Genomic DNA, 17,027 nt, shown 5'->3' on the forward strand with positions numbered 1-17,027 from the left:
AACGCGCTTCCCCATCCCCTGTGTCCGGCGCTCAGTTTTTTTCCGTCGGCTGGCTTTCCTGATTCGGCTGGCCGCCCGGCGTTTGCGCGTCATGCGCCTGCGAGTGCTGTCGCACCCAGATGATGAAACCGACCGCGAGAGCGATTAAGACAAGAACGACAATGACTTCAGAATCCATGTATTCTCCTTGATGCATAAACAGAAAGATAGCCTGTCGAGCCTTCCCCGGACAGGGGCGGCTCGCCGAGTGGGTGAGATGGCTTATGCGATCAAGGGTGGCGGGGCGCGGCTGGCCGTAGGCAACAGACAGCCGCCGGCTCTAGCGGTCAACCGCCTCGCACACGGCGCAGGTTGTTCCGCGAACGATGCCCAGATGAGCGGCGGGCTAAGGGCCGCGATGAAATGATCCGAACGATTCGAGCCCAGCCGCAACGACAGGGTAACGCCTGGCCTCGGTGCGATTAGACAATCGCGCGTGGTTGCCGCTTTGAGGCGGTTGAAGCCAATCGGCGCGGATGAGTTGATGACCGGAGCCGGCCCCCCGGCAGCAAAGCCGGCGATAAGCAAGTGGGCATAGAGCGCCGTCATCAACAGCGAACGTATGGCGATCAATCGGGCTGGCGCGAGTTGCTTCATCTACTACTCAAGCATAGCAGATTGGGCCTCATATTTCAGCCGCTTGCGGAGCCGCGTCCTGTGACTCGGCTTCGTGCAAACGCGCCATGAGCCATTCGCGAAAGACGGCGGCTTCAGTCGGCTTGTTGGTCCAGCGAGCGCGGTCGAACATGGTCAGCGCCATGACCAGCGCGTGATGCTGGCCGGCGCGGTCGCGGGCCAGCTCGAACTGGCGATAGAGGCGGTCAATGACTTCGACGCTGGCGCGCGCCGTCTCTTCATCCTTGAAGCCCAGCCGCCCGGCGAAGAACTTCGAGTAGACGTTCATCGGATGGGCGCTGGTGGTGTAGAGATCGAAGTAGCCGGTCATCAGCCCGGACTCTTGCAGGACGCTGGCGACATAGCTGGGCCGCGCCCCTGTAATCATCGCCAGGTCTTCGACCTCGCCGATGCCCGATGTGTAGAGCGAGATGATCTGGTCTTTTTTCGAGATGCGCCGGACGCGTGAGTCGTCGGTGGCCGGGGTTGCTTTGGAGCTGCTCATTAACTTTCCCTTCCGCGCCCCACAACTTTATTCAAGCAGACAAAGCGAAGCCCTGACAAGCGCCGGCGTCCGCACCCGCCGCCGGTGTTAGCTTCATTCTGACCATTGACACCGCCGGACGCCGTAGCTAAAACTATTGCGCCACACGGCAATAGATCGAGCCGACAGGCGGTTCCGGCTGCTGGCTAAAATAAACGACACTACACACCTGACGCCAGCCTTAGATTTGCGGAACCCGCTTGCGGCCAGCGCCACTCTCGACTTCCCCGCGCCCGTTGACAAAGCGCGACGTGGTAGCTAAAACTACCGTCGTCACGCCTTCGTCATCGGGATTCCACGCGCTTCGTACCTCGCGCGTGAAATGGGTCATCAAGCAGCACTCTTAGCGCCACAAGAAGCGAGCCAGCGCCATGAAGACGAGCGAGCCGAACAACAGCATGCCGCCGTCGCCGGATGAATCAGGCGTCGCCGGCGACTTGTTGCCGCTCACGCCATTGAGATCATCCTGGACGGCGCTGTTGGTGCGTCCGCAGATGGGCGACTCACCCGAATCGCAGAAACAGCTGATGCAGCCACAGGTGCATTCCTCGCCTCGGCCTCCCGGCATAGTATGCCCTGCAAGCGCGCCACCTGAGAGACAGAGAATCATCACCGACATTGCAAGCCACTTCTTTACTTTCCTTAACATCAGAAACTCCTTTCAAGATGAGTTATTGGCCAAGCGCATGGTCGCGATGGCCGAGGTCGCCTATTCCCAGAGATGCGACGAAGAGCTTCAGGTATTAGGCCAGCTATTAGAACTAACGAAGCGGTATAAGTTCATCGGGGCTTATTATCGTGGGCTGGCTGCGCTCAAATCAGGCAGTGGCGACTTCAACCATGCACAATGGTTACTTGAGCAGGCGGCAGAGTTTGCTCCAGCGCGGTATCGAGCTAGAGCAATCCTATCGCTCGGCGCTGTTGAAGGGTATAGAGGCGACATAAGTACAAGGCTTCAGCATCTTGTACGCGCACTAAGCATCGAGCAAGCTGACCATTACACCCGAATTGAAGCCAGCCGCAGCGTCGCGCTGATTCACTCTCTTGAAGGGGATCACCACCGCGCCGTCGAGCAACTGGAATCTCTCTACCCGATTGCCCGGCACTTCGCGCGCGTGAATCCGCGCCTGTACTTCGATCTTCTCAACAGCCTTGCTGTCGAATACGCGGAATGTGGAAGAATTCAAGAAGCGGAAGCAGCAATCCGCCCTGCCCTCGTTTCGCCGCTTGCTCAAACCATCAAGGAGTACAGAGAAACTGCCGCGGAGATCGCCGAACAGCAAAGCTCGAAAGCCATCATCGCTGTTGCACTACCACCAGATGCGCCGGACGAAGCGGAGGAACGTCCGCGCCCGCTGAACTTCAGCGAACCGCTCACCCCAGCCCGGCTGCCACTTGCGCCGCCGTCGCCCATCCCCGCGCGCCTTTTAACCTGTGCGCCCATCCGCGCCCCGACAACTTGATTCGGAACTGGTTCTCTCAAATACCCAGATGAATATCTGCGAGTGAGCCGCCATTAACGGTGACGGCCCACTTTGCCCAGTTGCACGCGCGGGCGTGTCAGGATTGGTGTGCCTAATTACACCCGCGCTGCCGAAAGGACGGCTACATGACAACATCAAATGACGATTCCGCGCAAGGGCGAGTCATCTTCAACGATGAAGAGCGGCCCTTGCTCATCCGCGACATCCTCAATGCCGACACTTCCAGCGACCGGCGCGAATGGCTCGCCGTCATGCTCATCCAGTTGCGCGAGCATCTCGGCGAGCACGGCGAAGGCTGGTCACAAGTCTCCCGCGAACTTCACCGCCTGCTCGAAGAGACCTTCAAAGGCTCGGAGACTTACCATCTGTCGCTGGAACTCTACGAGCGGCGCTTCTCGCTGACCGGCGGCGGCGACCCGGCAGAAGTCTTGCGGCTGTTTCTAGACCAACAGTTGAGTCCGAAGAACACCGCCGAGGAATGGCCATTGGCGGTGGTGGCGCAGCCCGCAGATCGCTTTTCGCCCGAACAGTACCGCAAGCGGCTGGAAGTCGCTAGCGCCGCCATCATTGGGACTGAGCCGCGGCGCATCGATGGCATGCACGGCTGTCTCAAGGCCGACGAGGCGATACTGGCACACGTGCTTAGCCTTCTCGAAGGAGCATAGGCTAAAGGACAAAAACGGCTGGTTTCTGAACTGAGGTCGGGCGGCATTTTACACTGGCACAAATGGAAGAGCCGGGCCGCCTTTCCCTTTGCCGCGACCCGGCTCCCTTGCTTCGTCATTGATAGAGAATTGCTGACATTTGAGCACAAACGGCAGCCCAAATCAAACAACTTGATTGCCAGGAACGGTCGCCCGCGCGATGGCTTGCGGGTAGAATGAAGCTAGAGGTGCGGTTATGAAAGAAAGAAGGTTGACTCTGCCCGAGATCGGCTTAATCGCCGGCACGCGCGGCGCACTCGGCGCGGGGATTGCGCTCTTGCTTGCCGATAGACTCAACGACGATCAGCGCAAAGCCGTCGGCTGGACGCTGTTTCTGGTCGGCGCAATCAGTACGATCCCCCTCGCCATCAATGTGCTGGGCCGCAGCGAGTAAATAATGAACGATGAATGATGAATTAGGTGGACAAGCCTGTTGCAATGACGTTGTAGGCTTACGGCAGGCTTAAGCCTACCGCCTGTCCACCGGCAACTCATCATTCATCATTCATCATTCATCGTTTTCATTACATCGCCAGCTTGCCGGCGACCGTGCGCCCGACGCGCGGGCCGCGGTTGTCGCGCGCCGGCGCGTGGTCGAGGTTGGCCGTGCGCTGGCCGATCTCGTAAGCGTACTGTGCGATGCGCGCCATCTTCTCGTAGTTGATCTTTTCGGCGCTGTCGGTGTTGGCGTGATAGTCACGGTGCATCCCCGTCGTCAGGAAGATGATCGGCACGCCCTTCGCCGCATAGCTGTAATGGTCGCTGCGATAGTAAACCTGCTCGGGGTCCGCCGGGTCGTTCATCTCGAAGTTGAGCTTCAGCGGCGTCGTGAGCCCGTTGTTGGCTTCGACCGTGAGGTTATGAAACTCCGTGCTGATGCGGTCAGAGCCGACCGGGTAGACCGTGTTGCTCTCTTCTTCCTTGTCGCCGTTGTTGCGCCCGATCATATCGATGTTGATCTGCGCGACCAGCTTCTCCATCGGCACAGTCGGATAGTCGGCAAAATAACGCGAGCCGTAGAGGCCACGCTCTTCGCCGGCGTGCCAGACAAAGAGCAGCGAGCGCTTCGGCTTCGGCCCCTGCGCGAAGGCTTTGGCGACGGCGAGAATCGAAACCGTCCCCGAGCCATCGTCGTCGGCGCCGTTCCAGATGCGGTCTTCGACCGCGCCTTCGGTGACGCGGCCGCGCGCGCCCAGACGCTTGCCGTTGACGACTTCGCCCTCGGCATAGCCGACGTGATCATAGTGCGCGCCAAAGGCGACGTAGGTATCTTTCAACTTCGGATCGGTGCCTTCGATGATGCCGACCACGTTGCGCGTGTACTGTGTGCGCACGACTTGATAATCCGCATCGATGTTGAAGGTGATGCGCACGTTCTTGAGCGAGAAGCTCGGCAGCGCTTCTTTGGCATCGGCCTTCTGCTTCAGGTCGGCGTACTTAACGTCCGAGCCGCTGAAGAGGAACTCAAAGAACTCGTCTTTGGCCGCGACGCTCGGCGCTTGCGGCGTGTCCAGGCGCTGCACGGTGGTGAAATCGGCTTCGGGCGGCGCATTCGGGCGCGCGCCGCCCGCGCCGCCCGCGCCCGCGCCGCCGCCTTGCTGACCGCCCATCGCCATGCGTAGATTCACTTCCGGGCCGATGGCGGCGACGGCGCCTTCCTGATCGGTGGCGTTGCGCCCGCGACCGAACATGGCGCGAAACGCCGCGCGCGCGTCAACGCCGGCGGGCGGCTGTGTGCCGAGATAGACCACCACTTTGCCTTTGACGTTCTTGCCGGCGTAGTCGCTGCGGTCGGGCAGGCTGAGGCCGTAGCCGAGGAATTCGATCTGGTCGCCGGTGAAGCTGCGCTTCGCGCCGACGTAGGCCGGAAAGCTGATGCCTTCTTTGTTCTTAAAAGTGCGCGACTGGCCGTTGACTTCGACGGTCACGGTCGATTTGTTGTCGGATTTGACGCCGAGCACGGCGACGCGCTGGAAGTACGAGCCGTTCGGGCCGCCGGGCTTGATGCCATAGGCTTTCAGCTGATCGGCGATGTACATGGCAGCCATCCCCAGCCCTTCGCTGAAGGTGTTGCGTCCTTCGAACTCGTCCGAGGCGAGAACGGTCAGCCATTCTTTCAATTCACCGGGGGTTATATTGTCACGCCCGCCGTTCGACTTGGCGAGCGCGGGTGCAAAGGCTAGAGCGGCGATCAGCGCCGCCTGGGTAACCAGTGCAGTAATCCTGCGCGGATGAGACATTGAGATTTCTCCTTGATTCAATAAAGTGCGTTTTTCGGAAATGGCTATTACGTCAGCCATTACTTGTAGGATGCAAAAAACTCGCGCGCGCGAATTGGCCGCAAAAGTCACCGCCGGCGCGGTTCTCTTCATGTCGGCTCCGCGATTGATTCTGCGTCCACCGGGTTGTAGGCTTTGACCTGTCCCACTCTCAACGAGCGAGGTTCGAAAGCGATGTGCTGCAAACGATTTCTCTGTCTGGTCCTTACCATCATGCAGACTGCCGGGATGCTGGCGCAACTGGCGAATGCCCAGGTGTCGCGCCGCCCGCGCCCTATCCCCCAGGTGACGAACATGCAACAAGGCTTACAAATTAAATTGAGCGAAGGCTCACCCGTCGTCGAATCGCAAGCCGCCAACCCGCGCGCTGAAGCGACAAGGCTTGCTGCCGACGAAACCGAAAGCCTGCTGCGGCGCTTGCCGGCGATCAGAGCGGAAGCCGGCGACGAGCAGGATTTCGCGCTCAGGGAGAAATCGTTGCCGCCGCCGCGCACAGGCAAGACCGTTGAGGGCCAGTTTCCACCCGCGCCATCACGCGATACAACGGCGCAGCCAGTTAGCGGCCCGCTCGAAGTCTTGCGCTATGCCCCCGAAGGCGAAGTGCCGCTGGCGGCGCAACTGAGCGTCACCTTCTCGCAGCCGATGGTGGCGGTCACGTCGCACGCCGACACGGTCGCCGAGGGCGTGCCGGTGCGCTTGACGCCGCAGCCGCAGGGGCGCTGGCGCTGGGTTGGCGCGAAGACCTTGTTGTTTGAAACCGACGGCCACTTGCCGATGGCGACCGATTATCAGGTCGAAGTCGTCAAAGGCACGAAATCGGCTACGGGAGCCAATCTGGCGGAAACGCGCGCGTGGCGCTTCAGCACGCCGCCGCCGCAGGTGAAGCAGTTTTATCCGCAGGCCGGGCCGACCGTTCGTGACCCGCTGATGTTCGTCGAGTTCGATCAGCGCATTGATCCCGCCGCCGTGCTAAAGACGATTCACCTGCGCAGCAGTCGCCAGGATATCAACCTGCGGCTTGCCACCGCCGATGAGCTGGCCGCCGATGAAATGGTGAGCAGTCTGGCGAAGGCGGCGGAGAAGGGGCGCTGGCTGGCATTCCGCGCCGTAGCAGTGAACGGCGACGGTTTGCCGCTGCCGGCAGACGCCGGCATCAATGTGAGCGTCGGGCCGGGCACGCCTTCAGCCGAAGGCCCGCGCACGACCGCTGCCGCGCAACCGTTCACCTTTCGTACCTATGGGCCGTTGCGCGTCACCGACCAGCGTTGCGGCTGGCAAGAGCGCTGCACGCCGTTCGATCAATGGCAGATTCAGTTCAGCAACCCGCTCGATGCGGCGGCCTTTGAGCAATCACAGATTCGCGTTTCGCCCGAAATCGCCGGCATGAAGACAGCCGTCTATGGCAACATGCTCCAGATCACCGGCGTCAAGCGCGGGCGCACGACCTATCACGTTACTGTCACCGCCGCCGTGCGCGATCAGTTCGGGCAGACGCTCGGCGCGGACGTGCCGCTGGCGTTTAACGTCGGCGCGGCGGAGCCGGCGCTCGCGGGGCCGGATAAAACATTCCTTGTCCTCGACCCGTCGGCGCAGCCGCGACTATCAATCTACACGATCAATCAGCCGTCGTTGCGCGTGCGGCTCTACCGCGTCGGCCCCGAAAATTGGGCGCAGTTCCTGCAATACCTGCGAGCGACGAACGACAATACCAACGCCACGCCGCCCGGTCGCCTCGTCGTCAATGAAAACGTGCCGGTCAAAGCCGAAGCCGACGAGATGGCTGAAACTCGCATCGATTTGAGCCGCGCGCTTGAGAATCGTTTCGGCCACGTCGTCGCCATCATCGAATCCACGCTACCGCCGCGCAATCGTTATGACCGCCAGCGCATCGCCGTCTGGGCGGCGGCAACGCAGATCGGCCTGACGGCGTTCGTTGACAAACAGGAGCTTGTCGGCTGGGCCACTTCATTGAAAGATGGCAAGCCGGTTGAAGGCGCGCGCTTGACGATTGCGGTCGCGCAGACGAGCGGCCTGCGCGGCGAATCGCCGACGACGACGGATGCCAGCGGACTGGTGCGCCTGCCGCTGAACAACGAGGGCGGTGGCTCGAAACTGCTGATTGCGCGCAAGGACAAAGACGTCGCTTTCCTGCCGGAAAACGCTTACTGGTGGAGCGAGCAGAGCGCCTGGGTTCGCCGCCCGGAAGCCGATGCGCTCTCGTGGTTTGTCTTCGACGACCGCAAGATGTATCGCCCCGGCGAAGAGGTTCACGTCAAAGGCTGGCTGCGGCGCATCGGCACAGGCACTGATGGCGACGTCAACGGCCTGGACGGTTATGTGAAGAGTGTCACCTATTCGCTGAAAGATTCGCGCGGCAATGAAGTGATGAAAGGCGCGGCGCAGGTCAACGCGCTCGGCGGCTTCGATGCCGTGCTGAAACTGCCGGCGACGATGAACCTGGGCTATGCCAATCTGCAACTCGAAGCGCGCGACGTCAGCGTGGCGCTGAGCAATCTGAATTACAACCACCAGGTGCAGGTGCAGGAGTTTCGCCGTCCCGAATTTGAGGTGACGGCGCAGGCCAGCGAAGGGCCGCACTTTGTCGGCGGCTCGGCCAACGTCACGGCGACCGCTGCGTATTACGCCGGCGGCGGCCTGGCCAATTCGGAAGTCACCTGGCAAGTGATCGCGCATGCTGCGCAGTTCACGCCGCCCAACCGCGATGACTTCACCTTCGGCAAATGGATTCCGTGGTGGATCAACAATTCCGACTACCGGCAGCTAAAAGTCGAGACCTTCACGGGCCGCACGGACGGCGCGGGCAAGCATTCACTGCGCGTTGACTTTCTCTCCGTAGACCCGCCGCGCCCTTCGACCGTCACCGCCGAAGCGAGCGTCATGGATGTCAATCGCCAGCAGTGGACGGCGACGACCAGCATGCTTGTGCATCCGGCTGATCTCTATGTCGGCATTCGCAGCCCGCGCACCTTTGTTCAGAAAGGCGAGCCGCTGATTGTGCAGTCCATCGTCTGCGACCTCGACGGCAAATTGATTGTCGGGCGTTCGGTCAAGATGCGTGCAGTGCTGCTCGACTGGGTTTTTGAAAAGGGCGAGTGGAAGCAGAAGGAAGCGAACCCGCAGGAATGCGAAGTGAAATCAACCACGGCTCCGGTCGAGTGTCGCTTCGAGACGAAAGAGGGCGGCACCTATCGCATCACAGCGACGGTGATGGACGACCGCGAGCGGCGCAACGAGAGTGAGCTGACGCTGTGGGTCGCGGGCGGCAAGGTAGTTCCCAAACGCAATCTTGAGCAGGAAGACGCCGGGCTGATTCCCGACCGCAAAGAATACCAGCCGGGCGACACGGCGGAGATTCTAGTGCAAGCGCCATTCACTCCGGCCGAAGGCGTGATGACGCTGCGCCGTTCCGGCATCGTGACGACCGAACGCTTCAAGATGGAGAGCGCATCCAGGACGCTCAAGGTGCCGATCAAAGAGGGCTACACGCCGAACGTCACGGTGCAGGTTGATCTGGTCGGCGCATCGGCGCGCACAGACGAAGCTGGCAAGGCGAATGACAAGCTGCCGAAGCGCCCGGCATTCGCAAAAGGCTCGTTGAACCTGAGCGTGCCGCCGCTCGCCAGGAAGCTCGCGGTCGAAGCCGTGCCGCGCAACAAGGCGTTGGAGCCGGGCGGCGAAACCGTCGTTGACGTGACGGTGAAAGATGCGGCGGGCCGCGCCGTGTCGGGGAGCGAGCTTGCCGTGGTTGTGGTTGACGAAGCGATTCTTGGCCTGACGGGCTATCGCATTGGTGACCCGCTCTCGACCTTCTACGCGCCGCGCGGCACCGACACCAGCGATTATGAATTGCGCCGTGAGGTTCTGCTCGGCAATCCTGATGACTTGATTGCTCAGACGAAGAACCTGCCGATCAATGGGCGGAGCTTTGACCGCCTGCAAGCGGATGGGCTGGTACAGACAGAATCCGTGATGGTCTCAAATATGCCCGCCGCCGCACCGATGGCCAGGCAGGCCCAAAAGGCTGGCATCGGCGGATCAGCTTCGGGCAGTGAGCCTGAGCCGATTCGGACGCGTGAAGACTTCAACGCGCTGGCGACGTTTGCCGCGGCGGTGCCGACCGATTCGGATGGCCGCGCCAGCGTCAAAGTCAAACTGCCCGACAACCTGACGCGCTATCGCATCATGGCGGTAGCGGTCGCCGGGGGCCGTCAGTTCGGCGGCGGCGAATCAACCATCACCGCGCGCTTGCCGCTCATGGCTCGACCTTCAGCGCCGCGCTTCCTCAACTTCGGCGACAAGTTCGAGCTGCCGGTCGTCATTCAAAACCAGACCGACGCGCCGATGGAAGTCAACGTCGGCGTGCGCGCCACTAACGCCGCGCTCACGGACGGCGCGGGCCGCCGCGTCACCGTGCCGGCCAACGACCGCGTCGAAGTGCGTTTCCCGGCGACCACCGAGCGCGCAGGCACGGCGCGCTTTCAGATCGCCGCCGCGTCGGGCAAGTGGGCCGACGCCGCCGAAGTCTCGTTGCCGGTCTGGACGCCCGCGACCACCGAAGCCTTCGCCACCTACGGCGAGATCGACGCGGGCGCAATCCTTCAGCCGGTCAAAGCGCCTTCGGACGCCGTCACGCAATTCGGCGGCATCGAGATCACCACGTCATCAACCGAGCTGCAAGCCCTGACCGACGCGGTGCTGTACCTGACGCGTTACCCGTTCGAGTGCGCCGAGCAGATGTCGTCGCGGGTGATGGCGATTGCCGCGTTGAAAGACGTGCTGGCGGCGTTCAAGGCGCAAGGCTTGCCGTCGCCGCAAGCGATGATTGATTCAGTCAGCCGCGATGTGAAGCGGTTGCGCGTCTTGCAGAACGACGACGGCGGTTTCGGCTTCTGGCGGCGCGGCGAGGAATCGTGGCCCTACATCAGCATTCACGTCGCCCACGCCTTGCAGCGCGCCAAAGAGAAAGGCTTCGACGTTCCCGAAGAAATGCGGAAGCGCGCGCTCGACTACCTGCGCAACGTCGAGCAGCACATCCCGGATTACTACGGCATCGAAGCGCGCCGCGCGCTGATCGCTTACGCGCTCTACGTGCGCAATCGCATGGGCGACCGCGACACGGCGCGGGCGCGGCGGTTGATGGCCGAAGCGGGCTTGGATGGCCTTTCGCTCGAAGCCGTCGGCTGGCTGCTATCGGTGCTGACCGGCGACTCCGCCTCGACCGCTGAAGTCACGGCGATTCGCCGCCACCTGAACAACCGCGCCACGGAAGAGGCTGCCACAGCCCATTTCGTGACATCGTACAGGGACAGCGACTACCTGTTGCTGAATTCCGACCGCCGCGCCGACGCGGTGATCCTTGAATCCCTGATCAGCGACCAGCCGGCCAACGACTTGATTCCGAAGCTCGTGCGCGGCCTCTTGGGCCATCGCGTCGCGGGGCGCTGGGAGAACACGCAGGAGAACTCGTTCGTGCTGCTGGCGCTCGACAAGTACTTTGCGGTTTACGAGAAGACGACGCCGAACTTCACGGCGCGCGCCTGGCTCGGCGACCGTTACGCCGGCGAGCATGATTTCAAAGGCCGCACCACGGAACGCTTCAACGTCACGGTGCCGATGCGCTACCTGGCGGAAACCGTGGCGTCGCAGAATGTCGTGCTGGCCAAAGACGGCGCGGGCCGCTTGTATTACCGCATCGGCATGCAGTACGCGCCGGCGAGCTTGAGGCTTGAGCCGTCCGAGCATGGCTTCACGGTCGAGCGCGTCTATGAAGCGATAGACAAAGCCGACGACGTGCGCCGCGACAGCGATGGCAACTGGCATATCAAAGCGGGCGCGCGAGTGCGCGTACGGCTGACGATGGTAGCCGTGTCGCGCCGCTATCACGTGGCGCTGGTTGATCCAATACCGGCAGGGCTTGAGGCAATGAACCCTGAGCTGGCGGTGACGGGCAGTATTCCGCAAGACCCGAAAGAATCAACCCGTCGCTCCTGGTGGTGGGGCGTCTGGTACGAGCACCAGAACATGCGCGATGAGCGGGTCGAAGCTTTCGCGTCGCTGCTGTGGGATGGCGTCTACACCTATTCGTACGTCGCGAGAGCGACGACGCCGGGCGCGTTTGTGGTGCCGCCGTCAAAGGCCGAAGAGATGTACCATCCGGAAACCTTCGGACGCAGCGCCACCGACCGCGTCATCGTCGAGTAAAATGTGACGCGGCGACACAGCGACACGGCGACACGGCGAGAAGAAAAAGACGCGGGGACGCGGAGACGCGGCGACGCGGGGAAAGAAAGACAAGCAGTCAGTCTCTCTGTCTTTCCCTCGCCGCGTCGCCGCGTCCCCGCGTCTCCGCGTCACGGCCTTAGCCGTGCGTGCGCTCGAATTCCTTCATGAAGGAAACCAGCGCTTCGACGCCCTGGCGCGGGAAGGCGTTGTAGATCGAGGCGCGGATGCCGCCCACGGAGCGGTGGCCCTTCAAGCCGTTCAATCCGGCTTTTGTGGCTTCGGCAACAAACTGCTTCTCCAACTCTTCGCTCGGCAGTCGGAAGGTCACATTCATCAGCGAGCGGCAATCCGCTGCCGCATGCGGGCGATAAAATTCGGTCGCATCCATCGCGTCGTACAACAGGCCGGCCTTCTCTTTGTTCTGCTTGCCGATGGCTTCGAGGCCGCCCTGTTCGAGCAGCCAGGCGAGCACCAGCCGCATGACATAAATCGCAAAGACCGGCGGCGTGTTGTAGAGCGAGTTTTCTTTGGCATGCGTATTGTAGTTCAACATCGTGTGCAGGCTGGCCGGGCTGCGCGCCAGTAGGTCATCTCGCATAATGACGAGCGTGACGCCAGCCGGCGCGAGGTTCTTTTGCGCGCCCGCATAGATCATCGCGTACTTGCTGACGTTCAGCGGGTGGCTGAAGATGTCCGACGAAGCGTCCGCCACCATCGGCACGTCACCGGTTTCGGGATCATATTTGAATTCAACGCCGTGGATCGTTTCGTTGGTGGTGATGTGAACGTAAGCGGCTTCGGGATCGAGCCTCAACTCTTCTTGCTTCGGCACGCGCTTGAAGCCGTCGCCTTCGGTTGTCGCCGCGATGTTGACCGTGCCGATGCGCTGCGCTTCCTTGATGGCTTTTTTCGACCACGAGCCGGTGACGACATAATCGGCCTTGCCGCCAGCGGGCAGCAGGTTCATCGGCACCATCGAAAATTGCAACGACGCGCCGCCCTGCAAGAACAGGATGTGGTAGTTGTCGGGGATGCCGGCGAGCTTGCGCATGTCGGCTTGCGCGCCCTGAATGATTTCGTCGAACGCCTTCGAGCGGTGACTGATCTCGACAATAGACATGCCGACGCCGGGCAGCGCCACCATATCGCGCTGCACTTGTTCGAGCACCGACAGCGGCAGCACCGCCGGGCCCGCGGAAAAGTTATAGATTCGTTCGGTCATTATCCCTCCAGTATTGAGAGCTACAGCTTGAGCAAGCTCAACTCGATGATGTCGCCGGATGCCGCTTTCATGGCGTCGAGCGTTTCAGGTGAAGGCGCTTGATCCAGGTGGATGCGCGCGATGGCGGCGACAGCGCCTTCAAAGACGATGTTTTCGGTCTCCTGCACGTTGATGCCTGCGCCTTTCAACTGGTCGAAGACTGCCGCGAGCACCCCGACGCGGTCGAAGTGGCGGACGACCAGTAGATACGTCGCCGCCGTCTTCTTCGCCAGGTTGACGACGTTCGGGGCGCGGCCCATGTCTTTGTACTCGCGGATGATGCGCACTGTCTCGTCGGCGATGGCCTGTTGAGCTTGATCGGTTGACGCGCCGATGTGGTGCGTGCCGATGACGCCGTCGAGCTTGAAGATGTCGTCTTCGACAGTGCCGGTGCCGCCGCCTGGCTCGCCCGCGAAAACATCCAACCCGGCGCGCAGTCCGCGCTCAGTGACGGCGCGGGCGAGCGCCGCCTGGTCTATGACTTCGGCGCGCGAGGTGTTGACGAAGTAGGAGCCGGGCGCGAGCGCCGCCAGCACTTCTTCGTTAATCAGGTTGCGCGTGTCGTCTTTGAGCGCCACGTGGACGCTCAGGATGTTGCAAGCCGCGGCCACTTCTTGCGGCGATGACTTCATCTCGACGCCAAGCTCACTGGCGCGCTCGGCGGTGAGCGAGCGGCTCCAGGCGACGACCGGCATGCCGAAAGCGCGGGCGCGCGGAATCATCTCCTGGCCGATCTGCCCGAGCCCGATGAGGCCGAGCGTCTGTCCGAACAGGCCGCGCGCTTTGCTATATTCCTTTTTGTTCCACTTGCCGGCGCGCAGGTCAGCGGCGTTGGCCGGGATGCGACGGTCGAGCGCCAGGATCAGGCCAAAGGCCAGCTCGGCGACGGCAACGGCATTCTTGCCGGGACAGTTGGCGACATAGATGCCGCGCGCCGATGCCGTCTTCACGTCAATCGTGTTATAGCCCGCGCCGGCGCGCACGACTAAGCTCAAGCGGCCCGCCTCAAGCGTCGCGCCCGGAACTTTGGTGCCGCGCACCACCAGCACGTCCGCGCCTGTCGAGGCGACGGCTTGCGTCAACGAGTCGTCTTTTAGCTCGGCGTCGTAGGCGACCTCGAAGCCTGCCGCTTGCAGTTCGTTGATGCCGCTTTCGGGGAATTTATCCGCGATCAGAATTTTCATTAAACGCTCCTCGATGATGACCAATGCGCGAAGTCGCATTCTAATACCGTTGCGGCGCGCCGCGCACGCAACGCACCGTGTCGCGCGCGATCAATAACTCTTCGTCGGTCGGGATCGTGTAAGCCGCCAGCCGCGACGCATCGGTGCTGATCAAGCCTTCGCAGCCGCTTACGCATTGCGTGTTGCGCTCGGCATCCAGCTCAAGCCCGGCCCACTGCAAGCCATCGCAGATCAGCCCGCGAATCTCCGGCGCGTTCTCGCCGATGCCGCCGGTAAAGACGATGGCGTCCGCGCCGCCCATCGCCGCGAGGTAGCTGCCAATGTATTTGCGCGCTCGATAGCAGAAAATTTCAATCGCCAGCCGCGCCCGGCGGTCGTTGTTCTCGCGCGCTTCTTCGAGCAGCTCGCGCATATCGTTGGTCAGTCCTGATATGCCGATCAGCCCCGATTGCTTGTTCAACATGGTTTCGAGCTGTTGCAACGATAAGCCTTCTTTGACCGCCAGGTAATCGATGATGGCCGGGTCCAGGTCGCCGGCGCGCGTCCCCATCACCAGTCCTTCGAGCGGCGTCATGCCCATCGAGGTGTCTATCGAATCGCCGTTCTTGATCGCCGCCGCCGAGCAGCCGTTGCCGAGGTGCAGGGTAATCACGCTGGTCTCTTCGCGCTTGATGTTGCGCAGCAAGCGATAGCGATAGGCGACGTAACGGTGCGAGGTGCCGTGGAAGCCATAGCGGCGCAGCTTGTAGCGGCGATAGAACTGGTAGGGGATCGCGTACAGGTAAGCGCGTTCGGGTAGCGTCTGATGAAAGGCCGTGTCGAAGACGGCGACCTGCGGCAGGCCCGGCCCGAACAGGTCGCGGGCGGCTTGAATGCCTTTGATGTTGGCGGGGTTGTGCAGCGGCGCCAGCTCGATCATCTCCTCGATGCCGGCGAGCACTTCGTCGGTGATGAGGACAGAATGCGTGAAGCGTTCGCCGCCATGCACGACGCGGTGGCCGACGGCATGAATATCGGCGACGCTGCGGACGCCTTCGATGCCGGCGGCTTCAGATGACGCCCAGCGGATGATGTGATCAACCGCGGCGCGCATGTCGCGCAGGGCAGCGGTCGAGCGTTGCTGGGCGCGCCCTTCGACTTTCAAAGTGATGATGGCTTCGCCGCCGATGCGCTCGACGCCGCCGCGCGCAAGCCTGCGGTCGGCATTGCGGCTGATCTCGTCAAGATCGGTAGCGATGAGCTGGAACTTGACCGTCGAGCTGCCGCAATTGAGAACCAGGACATTCATAACGAACCTTTAGCCGATCAGGTGGCTAAGCAAGCCATCGCGCAGCTTTGGCTCGAACCATGTTGACTTGGGCGGCATGATCTCTTTGGCGTCAGAGATGGCGATCAACTCTTCGACGGCGACCGGGTAAAGCTCAAAGGCCACCGCCGCGCGGCCCTCGTTGACGGCCTGCTCAAGCGTCTCCGCGCCGCGCACGCCGCCGACGAAGTCGATGCGCTTGTCCGTGCGTACGTCCTTGATGCCGAGCAGCGGGTCGAGCACGCGCTCTTGCAGGATGCTCACGTCGAGCGACGCAATCGGGTCATCAGCCCGCCCGGAGTCATTCGATATGCCGAGCAAGTACCACTTGCCGTCGAGGTACATGCGGATCAGCCCTTTTTCCGTTCGCCCGAAGGCGTTGTATTTATGGCCCGTGCGGGGATCGACAGCCAGCATACACATCTCAGGCCCTTCTTCACTGAGTTTGAATTGCTTGGAGAGCGCTTTGAGGAATTTGGCGCTCGATTGGCCGTTCAAATCTTTCACCACGCGGTTGTAGGACAGGATACGGACCTGATCGGCAGGGAAGAGAACCGTGAGAAAGTAATTGTATTCTTCGTTACCCGTGTGATTCGCGTTCTGGTCGCGCAAAGCGGCGCGCGCCCGGCTGGCGCTGGCGGCGCGGTGATGACCGTCGGCGATGTAGAGCAGCGGCACCGCGTTGAACGCTTCGACCAATGCTTGCGCGTCGGTGTCGGCGACGCGCCAGACGGTATGGCTAACACCATCGGCAGCGGTGAAGTCGGCGATGGCGTCGCCCTGTTTGGCGCGCTCGATAATCGCGTTGATCTCGTCGCGCCCGCGATAGGTGAGAAAGACCGGGCCGGTCTGCGCGCCAATGGTAATCATGTGGCGCGTGCGGTCGTCTTCTTTATCTTTGCGGGTTCGTTCGTGCTTGCGAATGATGTCGGTGTCGTATTCGTCAATTGAACAGCAAGCCGCGAGCCCCGTCTGTTCGTGGCCGCCCATCTGCTGGCGGTAGACATAGAGGCTCGGCGTCGCTTCGACTTCGAGCGGCGCGGCGCGGCGCAGGCGGTCGTAATTCTCTCGCGCCTTGGCGTAGACCGCGTCCGAGTAAACGTCCGTGCCATCGGGGAGATCGATTTCGGGCCGCGAGACGTGCAGGAAGCTGAGCGGGTTGTCAGCCGCAAGCTGTCGCGCTTCCGCGGTATTGACCACGTCGTAAGGGACAGCGGAAACTTCCGCGGCTTTGTCTTTTTGTGGGCGTTCGGCGCGAAAGGGGCGAATGGTTGCCATGTCTTGCTCTCCGGCTGGTGGTTTGTGCGCCGCCTCTGTCATTCGGCATTAACAGAAGCCGCGGCGAATAAGCAATGCTAGGCTGCGCGG

13 protein-coding genes are annotated in these 17,027 nt (G+C 61.9%); 4 read left to right on the plus strand and 9 right to left on the minus strand.

The window, feature by feature from the left end; genetic code table 11:
• Window positions 1–31 precede the first annotated feature (31 nt).
• The 4 genes from VJ464_29210 to VJ464_29225 form a co-directional block, all read right to left on the minus strand.
• The gene (locus VJ464_29210; protein ID HKQ09237.1) at window positions 32–178 is read right to left on the minus strand and encodes a hypothetical protein; all 147 of its coding nucleotides are present in this window, start codon (window positions 176–178) and stop codon (window positions 32–34) included.
• 83 nt (window positions 179–261) lie between these two features.
• Window positions 262–636 (minus strand): hypothetical protein, encoded by a 375-nt coding sequence (locus VJ464_29215; GenBank protein HKQ09238.1) that lies wholly within the window; start codon window positions 634–636, stop codon window positions 262–264.
• A 28-nt stretch (window positions 637–664) separates the two neighbouring features.
• Window positions 665–1,159, minus strand: a complete 495-nt coding sequence (locus tag VJ464_29220) for a hypothetical protein (protein HKQ09239.1) — start codon at window positions 1,157–1,159, stop codon at window positions 665–667.
• A gap of 220 nt (window positions 1,160–1,379) precedes the next feature.
• Window positions 1,380–1,529 (minus strand): hypothetical protein, encoded by a 150-nt coding sequence (locus VJ464_29225; GenBank protein HKQ09240.1) that lies wholly within the window; start codon window positions 1,527–1,529, stop codon window positions 1,380–1,382.
• A 40-nt stretch (window positions 1,530–1,569) separates the two neighbouring features.
• On the opposite strand from VJ464_29225, the gene VJ464_29230 reads away from it, so the two are divergent.
• From VJ464_29230 to VJ464_29240, 3 genes are all read left to right on the plus strand, one after another.
• A complete protein-coding gene (locus VJ464_29230) occupies window positions 1,570–2,661 on the plus strand; it encodes a hypothetical protein (protein HKQ09241.1) in 1,092 nt (363 codons plus the stop codon).
• Between the two features lie 146 nt (window positions 2,662–2,807).
• Window positions 2,808–3,347 (plus strand): hypothetical protein, encoded by a 540-nt coding sequence (locus tag VJ464_29235; GenBank protein HKQ09242.1) that lies wholly within the window; start codon window positions 2,808–2,810, stop codon window positions 3,345–3,347.
• Between the two features lie 235 nt (window positions 3,348–3,582).
• Window positions 3,583–3,780: a hypothetical protein gene (locus tag VJ464_29240; protein HKQ09243.1), complete on the plus strand. Its 198-nt coding sequence runs from the start codon at window positions 3,583–3,585 to the stop codon at window positions 3,778–3,780.
• Window positions 3,781–3,910: 130 nt separating this feature from the next.
• On the opposite strand, the gene VJ464_29245 is transcribed toward VJ464_29240, so the two are convergent.
• Window positions 3,911–5,626 carry a M28 family peptidase gene (locus tag VJ464_29245; GenBank protein HKQ09244.1) on the minus strand — a complete coding sequence of 572 codons (1,716 nt, stop codon included), beginning with the start codon at window positions 5,624–5,626 and terminating at the stop codon, window positions 3,911–3,913.
• Between the two features lie 213 nt (window positions 5,627–5,839).
• Between VJ464_29245 and VJ464_29250 the strand changes: the two genes are divergently transcribed.
• Window positions 5,840–11,887, plus strand: coding sequence for an alpha-2-macroglobulin family protein (locus VJ464_29250; GenBank protein HKQ09245.1), 6,048 nt, complete (start codon window positions 5,840–5,842; stop codon window positions 11,885–11,887).
• A 157-nt stretch (window positions 11,888–12,044) separates the two neighbouring features.
• Here the strand turns inward: VJ464_29250 and serC are convergent, their stop codons facing one another.
• Genes serC through VJ464_29270 form a run of 4 tightly spaced genes read right to left on the minus strand, consistent with a single transcriptional unit; the run spans window position 12,045 to window position 16,937 of the window.
• Window positions 12,045–13,130: a 3-phosphoserine/phosphohydroxythreonine transaminase gene (serC, locus tag VJ464_29255; protein ID HKQ09246.1), complete on the minus strand. Its 1,086-nt coding sequence runs from the start codon at window positions 13,128–13,130 to the stop codon at window positions 12,045–12,047.
• Between the two features lie 20 nt (window positions 13,131–13,150).
• Window positions 13,151–14,353 carry a 3-phosphoglycerate dehydrogenase gene (locus VJ464_29260; GenBank protein ID HKQ09247.1) on the minus strand — a complete coding sequence of 401 codons (1,203 nt, stop codon included), beginning with the start codon at window positions 14,351–14,353 and terminating at the stop codon, window positions 13,151–13,153.
• Between the two features lie 40 nt (window positions 14,354–14,393).
• Complete coding sequence (locus tag VJ464_29265; protein HKQ09248.1) at window positions 14,394–15,641, minus strand: acetate kinase; 1,248 nt, start codon at window positions 15,639–15,641, stop codon at window positions 14,394–14,396.
• 9 nt (window positions 15,642–15,650) lie between these two features.
• On the minus strand, window positions 15,651–16,937 hold the full coding sequence (locus tag VJ464_29270) for a DUF1015 family protein (protein ID HKQ09249.1): 1,287 nt from the start codon (window positions 16,935–16,937) through the stop codon (window positions 15,651–15,653).
• Window positions 16,938–17,027 lie beyond the last annotated feature (90 nt).

The sequence above is a fragment of the Blastocatellia bacterium genome, from assembly GCA_035275065.1.
Taxonomy (GTDB): Bacteria; Acidobacteriota; Blastocatellia; order UBA7656; family UBA7656; genus DATENM01.

What these genes read in the sequence shown, in the direction of transcription:
- VJ464_29260 (HKQ09247.1), bottom strand. Translation starts at nt 14,353, where the DNA reads ATGAAAATTCTGATCGCGGATAAATTCCCCGAAAGCGGCATCAACGAA.
- VJ464_29220 (HKQ09239.1), bottom strand. Translation starts at nt 1,159, where the DNA reads ATGAGCAGCTCCAAAGCAACCCCGGCCACCGACGACTCACGCGTCCGG.
- VJ464_29270 (HKQ09249.1), bottom strand. Translation starts at nt 16,937, where the DNA reads ATGGCAACCATTCGCCCCTTTCGCGCCGAACGCCCACAAAAAGACAAA.
- VJ464_29240 (HKQ09243.1), top strand. Translation starts at nt 3,583, where the DNA reads ATGAAAGAAAGAAGGTTGACTCTGCCCGAGATCGGCTTAATCGCCGGC.
- VJ464_29210 (HKQ09237.1), bottom strand. Translation starts at nt 178, where the DNA reads ATGGATTCTGAAGTCATTGTCGTTCTTGTCTTAATCGCTCTCGCGGTC.
- VJ464_29250 (HKQ09245.1), top strand. Translation starts at nt 5,840, where the DNA reads ATGTGCTGCAAACGATTTCTCTGTCTGGTCCTTACCATCATGCAGACT.
- VJ464_29265 (HKQ09248.1), bottom strand. Translation starts at nt 15,641, where the DNA reads ATGAATGTCCTGGTTCTCAATTGCGGCAGCTCGACGGTCAAGTTCCAG.
- VJ464_29215 (HKQ09238.1), bottom strand. Translation starts at nt 636, where the DNA reads ATGAAGCAACTCGCGCCAGCCCGATTGATCGCCATACGTTCGCTGTTG.
- VJ464_29245 (HKQ09244.1), bottom strand. Translation starts at nt 5,626, where the DNA reads ATGTCTCATCCGCGCAGGATTACTGCACTGGTTACCCAGGCGGCGCTG.
- VJ464_29225 (HKQ09240.1), bottom strand. Translation starts at nt 1,529, where the DNA reads ATGACCCATTTCACGCGCGAGGTACGAAGCGCGTGGAATCCCGATGAC.
- VJ464_29235 (HKQ09242.1), top strand. Translation starts at nt 2,808, where the DNA reads ATGACAACATCAAATGACGATTCCGCGCAAGGGCGAGTCATCTTCAAC.
- VJ464_29230 (HKQ09241.1), top strand. Translation starts at nt 1,570, where the DNA reads ATGAAGACGAGCGAGCCGAACAACAGCATGCCGCCGTCGCCGGATGAA.
- serC (HKQ09246.1), bottom strand. Translation starts at nt 13,130, where the DNA reads ATGACCGAACGAATCTATAACTTTTCCGCGGGCCCGGCGGTGCTGCCG.